We start from the raw sequence: 9,886 nt of genomic DNA on the forward strand, positions 1-9,886 counted from the left end.
CCCTCACCGCTTGCCCTCCTCGATGAGTTTCACGAAGCGGTCGAAGAGGTAGTGGCTGTCCTGCGGGCCCGGCGAGGCTTCGGGGTGGTACTGCACCGAGAAGACCGGCTTGCCCTTGACGCGCAGGCCGCAATTCGTGCCGTCGAAGAGCGAGACATGCGTTTCCTCGACGGTGGCGGGCAGGCTTTCGCGCGCGACCGTGAAGCCGTGGTTCATCGAGGTGATCTCGACCTTGCCGGTGGTGCGGTCCTTGACCGGGTGGTTCGCGCCGTGATGGCCCTGATGCATCTTCTCCGTCTTCGCGCCGAGCGCGAGTGCGAGCATCTGGTGGCCGAGGCAGATGCCGAAGACGGGCTTGCCGCTGTCGATGAGCTTCCTGATTTCGGGGACCGCATATTCGCCGGTGGCGGCCGGATCGCCGGGGCCGTTCGAGAGGAAGATGCCGTCCGGGTTCATGGCGAGGATGGTTTCCGCCTTCGTGCTCGCGGGCACAACGGTCACATGGCAGCCGACGCCCGCAAGGCCGCGCAGAATGTTGCGCTTGATGCCGTAGTCGACGGCGACGACGCGATATTTGGGTTCGGTCAGGCGGCCATAGCCCTTGTTCCAGGCCCAGCCGGTCTCGTCCCATTCATAGCTCTGGCCGCAAGTCACTTCCCTGGCGAGATCGAGGCCGATCTGGCTCGGGCAGGCGCGCGCCTTCTCGAGGAGCGCGGGCATGTCGAACTCGCCATCGGGGTGATGCGCGATCACGCCGTCCGGCATGCCGTTCTTGCGGATGAAGCGGGTCAGCGCGCGCGTATCGATGCCGGCAAGGCCGATGATGCCGCGGGCCCTGAGCCAGCGGTCGAAATGCCGCGCGGCGCGATAGTTGGACGGGTTGGTGATGTCGGCCTTGAGAATGCAGCCGCGCACGCCCGAATGGCTGGCGAGGTTCGAGGTTTCGATATCCTCGTCATTCGCGCCGACATTGCCGATATGCGGGAAGGTGAAGGTGACGATCTGGCCGGCATAGGAGGGATCGGTGAGGATCTCCTGATAGCCCGTGATCGCCGTGTTGAAGCAGACCTCTCCGACAGCCTCGCCGGTGGCGCCGACGCCATGCCCCTCGAGAACGGTGCCATCCTTCAGCACCAGAATGGCCGTCGGTTTGCCGCTCTCGGTCATGCTTTTGCTCCCGTGAGGCCGCGCGCCGATTCCTCCCCGGAACGCTGCGCTGCCCTAGGCACGCGCCGTTCCGTGGCGGCTTTCGTCGACACCCTCATATTGATACTCCTGGGGAGGAAGCGCCCGCCACATCGCGCCGGGTGCGCGGCACCCGTCTGGCAGACTCAGTTTCCCATCGAATTTCGCGGAAACTAAAGGAAGCGCCTTTCCGCGTCAAGCGATGGCCGGAAGAAAATAAATGAGTAAATACAACACGCTAGGCGAAGCGTCGTCGATAGGCGCGAATTTGCGCGCATGCCGTGCGTGGTTTAGCGTGGGGCGAGAAAAGAAGGAGCGAGAAGATGAGCCAATCCTTGCGCGAAAGCATCATGCAGCAGGTCAAAGACGCCATGAAGGCGGGGGACAAGGCGCGCCTTTCCGCGCTTCGGCTCATGCAGGCGGCGATCAAGGACAGGGACATCGCCTCGCGCACCGACGGGCGGAACGAGGGCGTTTCCGACGCCGATCTCGTCGACCTCTTCTCCAAGATGGTGAAGCAGCGCCGGGAATCGGCCGACCTTTACGAGAAGGGTGGGCGTCCGGAACTCGCCGATCAGGAGCGGGCCGAGATCGCCGTCATCGAAAGTTTCATGCCGAAGCAGCTTTCGGACGACGAGGCGCGCGCCGCCATCGAAGCGGTGGTGAAGGAGCTTGGCGCGACCACGATCAAGGATATGGGCCGCGTCATGGGCGAACTCAAAAAGCGCCACGCCGGGCAGATGGATTTCGCCAGGGCGGGCGCTGCCATCAAGGCGCTGCTCGGCTGAACGGGCGTCCGCTCGCCTTTGGGGCGGCGAAGTGCGATAATCCGGCCTCAACGCGATCATCCGGACCGGCGGCCCATGAGTTTCCCGAAGAGCTTTCTCGACGAGTTGAAGGCGCGTATCCGCGTCTCGGAGGTCGTCGGCCGCAAGGTGAAGCTCACCCGGCGCGGGCGCGAATTCGTTGGTCTTTCGCCCTTCACCAACGAGAAGACGCCGTCCTTCACCGTCAATGACGACAAGCAGTTCTTCCATTGCTTCTCGTCGGGCGAGCATGGCGACATCATCAAGTTTCTCGAGAAGACCGAGAATCTCTCCTTCATCGAAGCGGTGGAGCGGCTCGCCGCGGAAGCAGGCATGGAGATGCCGCAGCGCGACCAGCGTTCCGTCGAGCGCGCGAAGGAAGAGGCGAGCCTCATCGACATCATGGAGATGGCGGCGGCCTATTTCCGCGACAAGCTCGCGGCAGGCGCGGGCGCCGAGGCGCGGTCCTATCTCGACCGGCGCGGGCTGAAGCGCGAGACGATCGAGCGCTTCGGCATCGGCTATGCGCCCGACGACCGCCATGGGCTCATCGGCTATCTGACAGCGAAGGGCGTGAGGCTCGCGCAGATGGCCGAAGCAGGGCTCATCATTGCGGGCGCCGACATTCCCGAGCCCTATGACCGCTTCCGCAATCGCGTCATGTTCCCGATCGGCGATGCGCGGGGCCGCACCATCGCCTTTGGCGGGCGCGCGCTCGATCCCAATGCGAAAGCGAAATATCTCAACTCGCCGGAGACGCCGCTCTTTCACAAGGGGCGCGGGCTTTACAATCTCCATCGCGCGCGCAAGCCCGCCTATGACGCAGGCACCGTCATCGCCGTCGAAGGCTACATGGATGTGATCGGCCTTGCGCAGGCCGGTTTTGAGAATGTCGTCGCGCCGCTCGGCACCGCGCTCACCGAAGACCAGATCGGCCTCATGTGGCGGCTGGCGCCCGAGCCCATCCTCTGTTTTGACGGAGATAAGGCGGGCCTAGGTGCGGCCTTTAGGGCTATGCAACGCGCCCGCCCGCTGCTTAAGGCGGGCCACAGTTTCCGATTTGCTCTTATGGCTGCAGGAAAAGATCCAGATGACTTGGTTCGGGAGGAGGGGGCGAGCTCGTTTCGAGAGATACTTGCCGAAGCAAAATCGCTTCCTGAGATGGTGTTTTCAGAGTTGCTGCTTGGGGAGCGGCTACAGGGGCCGGATGATCGCGCCAGGCTAGAGAAGAAGTTGGCGGCGCTCATTGCCGAAATTTCAGATGAAACAGTGCGAAAGCACTATCAGCGCACACTCAATGATTGGCTCTGGAACCACTTTGCGGATGTTTTCGGATGGCGGCGTAAGTCGGAGCGGTCTCGAAATTCGAAACCTGATTTGGTTAGTGCTGAGTCGGCACGGAACAGACGCCTCTATCTGCTTGAGTATCGATTGGAAGCCGAAATTTTGGCTTACTTGTTCGCGGCTCCCTCTCTTGTCAGCATTTATTTTGACCCGTTGAATTGCCTCGACCTGGAATATCGCCAACATCAATCTATCTTGGCAGAAATAGTCCAATTCTGTGGCCAGCATGAGCAGGCTGATGCTGACGACTTGATAAAGGCAATCAGCGGACGCGGACTGGATGCCAGAATCGAAGAAATATTGAACTCCACGGCTCACCGTGTTGCGTGCGGATTAGATGTAACTGAGATCGAGGCAAAATTTCTGGCGACTCTGGCGCTGTTTGTCTTGCGTGGCCAATACAGCGAGATCAATCGAGATGCTTTGGCTCTGAACGGCGATAGCGACGCGATGCAGGATTACTTTGATCGAATTCTGTGGCTGGCCAAAGAGTTGCAGCTAAGCGCTATGGCCGGTGATGACAGCGCCTTCTTCAAGATTGCTGAAGGCTATCGGTCGCGGATAGCTAAGCCGGAGGAGTTCCGGCCAAAAATGGTCGTAAATGGACGATGATCTCCTCTTGCTTGACAGATTACGCAATGAAATCATAGATATAGCGGCTCTTAATGCGCCTCTTGAAAGGGAAGCGCTCAGGAACCATTTGGTCTCTAGGGATTTGGCGGATATAGCACGGCGTCTGGAAAGTGGAACGGCGCAACGGAGCGAGCGTTTCGCGTGGCCGGACGCCTCGCGCGAGGAAGCCGAGACAGGCTTCCTGGCCATGCTGGCCCGGCATCGCCGGATCATCACTCTGGAGGCTGAACTCAGGGCGGCGGAACGCGCTCTGGCGGAAGATATGAGTGAGGAGAACTGGGCGCGGCTGCAGGCGATCCACGCGCAGCTCGAACGTTCGGAACGCCTCGAAGGCGCGGTGGACGAATTGAACGGACAAGAAGGATCGGGGCGAGCCGCAAGATGAGCGGGCGGCCGGGTGACTGCAGGCTTTCGGGGGAAACCAACGTCACGGTCATCAGACGGATGAGTTGAGTGCGAGACTGCGGGGTGTGCAAGCAGCCGGATGTGCCGGCGCTTCCCCGGGCGGTCTTGTTTCGTTTTAACAACGGTGCTTCCACATCCCCTTCAGGGGGCGGAAGCCCTTGAACCAGGACTTGAACGGGCGGCCTCAGGGACGCCGTGGAAGTTTTCAGGCGGAGAGTTGCTGAATGGCGAGCAAAACGGCAGAGCAGACGGAAGCCCCCGAGGCGGCACCCGAGGTCGTGCAGGACAGCCCCCTTCTCGACATGTCCGATGCTGCGGTCAAGAAGATGATCAAGGCCGCGAAGGCGCGGGGATTCGTCACCTATGATGAGCTGAACAAGGTTCTGCCCTCCGAGGAATTTTCGTCCGAGCAGATCGAGGACACGCTGTCGATGCTCTCCGAAATGGGCATCACGGTGATCGAGAACGAGGAAGCCGAGGACGCGGCCGAGGGCGGCGAAGGCGAGGGCGACAGCGAGGCGGAAGCCGACGAGGACGAGCCCTCGACGGGCAAGGCGCTTGCCACCACCTCGACGACCACCTCGTCGCTCGACCGGACGGACGATCCCGTCCGAATGTATCTGCGCGAGATGGGCTCGGTGGAGCTTCTGTCGCGCGAGGGCGAAATCGCCATCGCAAAGCGCATCGAGGCCGGCCGGGAGACGATGATCGCGGGCCTTTGCGAGAGCCCGCTGACCTTCCAGGCCATCATCATCTGGCGCGACGAGTTGAACGAGGGGAAGATTCTCCTCCGCGACATCATCGATCTCGACGCGACCTATGCGGGCCCCGACGCCAAGAAGATCGACCACAGCCAGGCCGCGCTCAATGGCGAGGCGCCGCCCCGCGTCGAGCCGGAGGAAGAGGAAGTCGACGACGAGGAGGACAGCGAGAATTCGATGTCGCTGGCGGCGATGGAAGCCGAGCTGAAACCCAAGGTGCTCGAAATCTTCGACCGCATCGCCAACGACTACAAGAAGCTCCGCAAGCTTCAGGACCAGAAGGTCGAGGCCGCGCTCAAGGGCGAGGAATTCGCCGTCGCGTCGGACAAGAAGTATCAGAAGCTCACCGCCGATCTCATCGAGGAAGTGAAGAGCCTTTCGCTCAACAACAACCGCATCGAGAGCCTGGTCGAGCAGCTTTACGCGATCAACAAGCGCCTGATGGCGCTCGAAGGCCGGCTCCTGCGCTTTGCGGAGAGCCACGGCATCGCGCGCGAGGAGTTCCTGAAGCAGTATTACGGCGAGGAGCTTGATCCGAACTGGTTGCGCCGCGTCAGCCGCCTCAAGGGCAAGGGCTGGACGAGCTTCGCCAAGGATGAGCGCGATCAGGTGAAGGACATTCGCAGCCAGATCCAGAACCTCGCTTCCGAAACCGGTCTCGACATCGGCGAATATCGCCGCATCGTCTCGACGGTGCAGAAGGGCGAGCGCGAGGCGCGCATCGCGAAGAAGGAAATGGTGGAGGCGAACCTGCGTCTCGTCATCTCCATCGCGAAGAAATACACCAATCGCGGCCTCCAGTTCCTCGACCTCATTCAGGAAGGCAATATCGGCCTGATGAAGGCGGTCGATAAGTTCGAATATCGCCGCGGCTACAAGTTCTCGACCTATGCGACGTGGTGGATCCGTCAGGCGATCACGCGCTCGATCGCCGATCAGGCGCGCACGATCCGTATCCCCGTGCACATGATCGAGACGATCAACAAGCTCGTGCGCACCTCGCGCCAGATGCTGCACGAGATCGGCCGCGAGCCGACGCCGGAAGAGCTTGCCGAGAAGCTCGGCATGCCGCTCGAGAAGGTCCGCAAGGTGCTCAAGATTGCCAAGGAGCCGATCAGCCTCGAAACGCCCATCGGCGACGAGGAGGACAGCCATCTCGGCGACTTCATCGAGGACAAGAACGCGATCCTGCCGATCGACGCGGCGATCCAGTCGAACCTGCGCGAGACGACGACGCGCGTTCTCGCCTCGCTCACGCCGCGCGAGGAGCGCGTGCTGCGCATGCGCTTCGGCATCGGCATGAACACCGACCACACGCTGGAGGAAGTCGGCCAGCAATTCTCGGTGACGCGCGAGCGCATCCGTCAGATCGAGGCGAAGGCGCTCCGCAAGCTGAAGCACCCCTCGCGTTCGCGCAAGCTCAGGAGCTTCCTCGACAACTGATCGTCCTCACGCTGAGGAAACGGAACAAGGCCCGGACCGGATGGTCCGGGTCTTTTCGTTCGTGTGCGCCGTGCCTTGGCGGCGCGAGCGGAATGCGCCCGGGGGAGTGGAGCCGATCACCCACTTGTTCTAGGATCGGGCGCCGGGGCCGGGCATCGTGCCCGAAGCCTTGAGCCCGAATGGAGGGCGACGCATGGATGTTCAGCGTGGTGGCCGGCAGATATTGATACATGGAATGGCGCTCATCTTCGTGGGGCTGGTGTGGGGCCTCATCGTTCCGCAGACGCCGTTTCCGAGACTTGCGCTCACGGCCCATATCCAGTTCCTGACCAACGGCTTGCTGCTCATCGTGCTGGCAAGCCTGCTTCTGAAATTTCAGCACCGGGTCGGCTCGCGGTCGGTCGCGGTGATGGTGCTTGCCGCATGGCTGACATGGGCGATGGCGCTTTCGGAAGTCGCCAATTCGTGGTGGGGGACGGCCGGGATTCTGCCGATCGCGGCCGCGCAGGCGGGCGCGACGGGCGGCGCGCCCTGGCAGGAACTGATCGTCACGCTCGCCCATATCGCCGCCGGGCTTGCGCTCATCGCGGCCTGGGGGCTTTTGCTTGCGGGCTTCGCGCGGGGTGCGGAAAAGCCGGTCTGACGAGACAGGCGGCCTTGCAGCGGAGCGTCAGGCCCTGGGCTTTCGTGCCGCATCGACAAGCGCGCGAATGGCCCAGCGCTTCACCTTGCGCGCCTCGGCGTCGTCGATCTGAAGCACGTCCTTGCAGACGATCATCGCCTCGGAGCCGATGATGAGGGCGAGCGCCTTTTCCAGCATGTCGAGCGACGCGGGCCTCATCGCGCCGCGGGCGGGCGCGAGCGCAGCTTCGATCAGGGGCGAGCGCCGGTTCTGCCGGCCGGGCAGGTCGTCCTCATCCGAAGCTGCGCCGCGTTCGAGCGCCTTTGCGAGCATCAGCCGCAGCGGCTTTTCGTTTTCGAGGATCATGTCGTGGAAAGCGGTATCGACGAGTTCGAGCCGCGCCACCGGGTCCTTCGCCGGTCCGTCGCGGAAGATTTCTTCCGCGTCGGGAATGGCGAGGTCGAGAGGCGCCTCGAGAAGAAGCGCCTCGACATTGGGGAAATAGCGATAGGCCGTCGCGCGTGAGACGAGCGCCTCCTCGGCGATCTCCTCGAGGCTCGGCTTGCGGCCCTGCTTCATCAGCCGCGCCGCCGCCTGCAGCAGATCCTTGCGCGTGCGCCGCTTCTGGTTGGGGCGCCCGGTCTTGTCTCCGGCCTTGCCCCCAGCCTTGTCCATGTCGATCATGCGCGATGTCCGGCTCAATCCTGCGGCAGTTGCCGGATCACGGCGGCGAGGTCGACCCAGACATTCTCGCGGCCGATCTCGCCCTCGCTGGTGAATTCGAGGACATGCAGCAGGCGAAATTCGAGCGGGCGACCGCGGCCTTCGATGCCGAAGGGGCGTCCCGTCGCCTTGCCGCGCCAGAGCGACTCGTCGATCAGAAAGCCGTCGCCGTAATAGCGCCGCAGACATTCCGCATGCCCGTCGGAAAGATCGGCGAACAGAGCCTCGTAAAAACTCCGCGCGCCCTCGCGGCCCCGCGCCGGACCTGTCGGCCAGCCGACGATATCGTGGTCGACATCGGGTGCAAGCGTCGCCAGCACTCCCTCAATATCGTCGCGCGCTTCATAGCCGAAATGCTCGTCGATCTTCCGGTCCATCTCCGCGCGCGTGATCTTCGCAGAAACCGCTGCCATGGTCCGCTCCTGTGGTTGGTGTAGCGAGACTTTTGGATATTAGTGAGATAATTGTCTCATTGAAATCAAAAAATCCAGCATCATCCTTTCGAGGTGCTGCCGCGGCGCGTTAGATATTTGCAAGCGGTGGGAAAAGCTCTAGAAGGCCGGTCATGTGCGGGCCCGTTCGGAGGCCCATCAAGTGCCGGGAGTGGCGTTCATGATCCTCACCATGATGAAAGCGAAGATCCACAGGGCAAAGGTGACGCAGTGCGACCTCAACTATGAGGGCTCGATCACCATCGACCGCGAATTGCTGGAAGCATCCGGGATTCTCGTCAACGAGCAGGTCGATGTCCTGAACATCAACACGGGCGCGCGCTTCACCACCTATGCGATCGAGGGGGAGGCGGGCTCCGGCATCATCGGCATCAACGGCGCCGCCGCGCGCCTCGCGCAGAAGGACGATCTCGTCATCATCATCTCCTACGCGCAAATGGAAGAGGCGGCGGCCAGAAGCCACCGCCCCAGAGTCGTGTTCGTGGACGATCGCAATCGCATGAAGCCCTGAGCTTCAGGCGCGAGCGGCCTTACTTGATCTCGATGATGAGCGAGACATTGGCGGCGAGCTTCTGCGTGCCGGCCGCGACCGGGACGGATGCCATCTCCGCCATCATCGCCTTGGCGTAAACGGGCTGGGGCGAGTAGCTGCCGCTTTCCGAAAGGCTGACGACCTGGCCGAGCTGAAGACCGGCCGCCTCGGCATAGAGCTTCGCCTTGCGCATCGCATCCCTGACCGCGTCGGCGCGCGCCTTGTCGAACAGGGGTTCGGGCTTCTCGATGGCGAAGCGGATGCCGTTCAGCCTGTTCGAGCCGAGATTGACGAGCTTGTCGAGCACCGCGCCCGTGGAATCGAGATTGCGGATGGTCACGCTCACCTGATTGGCGACCTGATAGCCGCGAATGGTGGGCGCCTCATGCGTCCCGTCCGGGCGGATGGGGGGATTGTTGTAGACCGGGTTCACCGAGAATTCGGAGGTCTGGATGTCATCGCGGGCAATCTTCATGGCCTCGAGGCCCTTGAAAACCGCATTCATCGCCTTCGTGTTGGCGGCGAGCGCCTCGGCTGCCGTCTTCGCCTCGGTGACGACGCCCGTTTCGATATAGGCGATGTCGGGCCGCGCGCTCGCCTCGCCCGAGCCCGCGACCGACAGGGTGCGGCGCTGGGGCTCATCGGCCCGTGCCGGCGTGGCGACGGCAGCAACGCTCATTGCCAGAGCCAGCGCAACGGCCGAGAGCGAGAGGGGGGTAAGGCGAAAAGACATGGGGTCCTCCGTGTAAGTGAGCCAGCCGCAGCGTCCGGGGCAAAGCGGGCGGAATTGCGGCATGAAGGCACGTTTCGCTACCCCCATATTCCATGATTCTTCCGGCCGGTTTTATCTGCTATATGGCACGGGTCGGACGGCGCTTCGCGCCGCGGCGCCTTGGGGGCCTGTAGCTCAGTTGGTTAGAGCGGACCGCTCATAACGGTTTGGTCGCAGGTTCGAGTCCTGCCGGGCCCACCAAAATTTC

At 62.6% G+C, this 9,886-nt stretch carries 10 protein-coding genes and 1 tRNA gene; 7 read left to right on the plus strand and 4 right to left on the minus strand.

The features are described 5' to 3' along the window. Window positions 1–3: 3 nt before the first annotated feature. On the minus strand, window positions 4–1,167 hold the full coding sequence (gene carA / locus PKA57_RS14510) for a glutamine-hydrolyzing carbamoyl-phosphate synthase small subunit (protein WP_324301800.1): 1,164 nt from the start codon (window positions 1,165–1,167) through the stop codon (window positions 4–6). Window positions 1,168–1,508: 341 nt separating this feature from the next. Between carA and PKA57_RS14515 the strand changes: the two genes are divergently transcribed. From PKA57_RS14515 to PKA57_RS14535, 5 genes are all read left to right on the plus strand, one after another. Next, entirely contained in the window at window positions 1,509–1,973 is a 465-nt protein-coding gene (locus tag PKA57_RS14515; protein WP_324301802.1) for a GatB/YqeY domain-containing protein, read from the plus strand. 75 nt (window positions 1,974–2,048) lie between these two features. After that, the gene (dnaG, locus tag PKA57_RS14520) at window positions 2,049–3,947 is read left to right on the plus strand and encodes a DNA primase (RefSeq protein ID WP_324301804.1); all 1,899 of its coding nucleotides are present in this window, start codon (window positions 2,049–2,051) and stop codon (window positions 3,945–3,947) included. Beyond that, on the plus strand, window positions 3,937–4,353 hold the full coding sequence (locus PKA57_RS14525; protein WP_324301806.1) for a hypothetical protein: 417 nt from the start codon (window positions 3,937–3,939) through the stop codon (window positions 4,351–4,353). Before dnaG ends, PKA57_RS14525 begins: the two co-directional genes overlap by 11 nt. Before the next feature lie 244 nt (window positions 4,354–4,597). Next, window positions 4,598–6,577: an RNA polymerase sigma factor RpoD gene (gene rpoD / locus PKA57_RS14530; RefSeq protein ID WP_324301808.1), complete on the plus strand. Its 1,980-nt coding sequence runs from the start codon at window positions 4,598–4,600 to the stop codon at window positions 6,575–6,577. A 193-nt stretch (window positions 6,578–6,770) separates the two neighbouring features. Beyond that, a complete protein-coding gene (locus tag PKA57_RS14535; RefSeq protein WP_324301810.1) occupies window positions 6,771–7,220 on the plus strand; it encodes a hypothetical protein in 450 nt (149 codons plus the stop codon). Window positions 7,221–7,247: 27 nt separating this feature from the next. Here the strand turns inward: PKA57_RS14535 and PKA57_RS14540 are convergent, their stop codons facing one another. Next, a complete protein-coding gene (locus tag PKA57_RS14540; RefSeq protein ID WP_324301812.1) occupies window positions 7,248–7,883 on the minus strand; it encodes a TetR/AcrR family transcriptional regulator in 636 nt (211 codons plus the stop codon). A gap of 14 nt (window positions 7,884–7,897) precedes the next feature. After that, window positions 7,898–8,335, minus strand: a complete 438-nt coding sequence (locus PKA57_RS14545; protein WP_324301814.1) for an ester cyclase — start codon at window positions 8,333–8,335, stop codon at window positions 7,898–7,900. A gap of 199 nt (window positions 8,336–8,534) precedes the next feature. On the opposite strand from PKA57_RS14545, the gene panD reads away from it, so the two are divergent. Continuing rightward, window positions 8,535–8,885 carry an aspartate 1-decarboxylase gene (gene panD / locus PKA57_RS14550; protein ID WP_324301818.1) on the plus strand — a complete coding sequence of 117 codons (351 nt, stop codon included), beginning with the start codon at window positions 8,535–8,537 and terminating at the stop codon, window positions 8,883–8,885. 19 nt (window positions 8,886–8,904) lie between these two features. Here the strand turns inward: panD and PKA57_RS14555 are convergent, their stop codons facing one another. Next, complete coding sequence (locus tag PKA57_RS14555) at window positions 8,905–9,639, minus strand: SIMPL domain-containing protein (RefSeq protein ID WP_324301816.1); 735 nt, start codon at window positions 9,637–9,639, stop codon at window positions 8,905–8,907. Window positions 9,640–9,802: 163 nt separating this feature from the next. Here PKA57_RS14555 and PKA57_RS14560 point away from each other — a divergent pair. Continuing rightward, window positions 9,803–9,879, plus strand: a tRNA-Ile gene (locus tag PKA57_RS14560). Window positions 9,880–9,886: the final 7 nt, after the last annotated feature.

The sequence above is a fragment of the Parvibaculum sp. genome, from assembly GCF_035325945.1.
Classification (GTDB): domain Bacteria; phylum Pseudomonadota; class Alphaproteobacteria; order Parvibaculales; family Parvibaculaceae; genus Parvibaculum.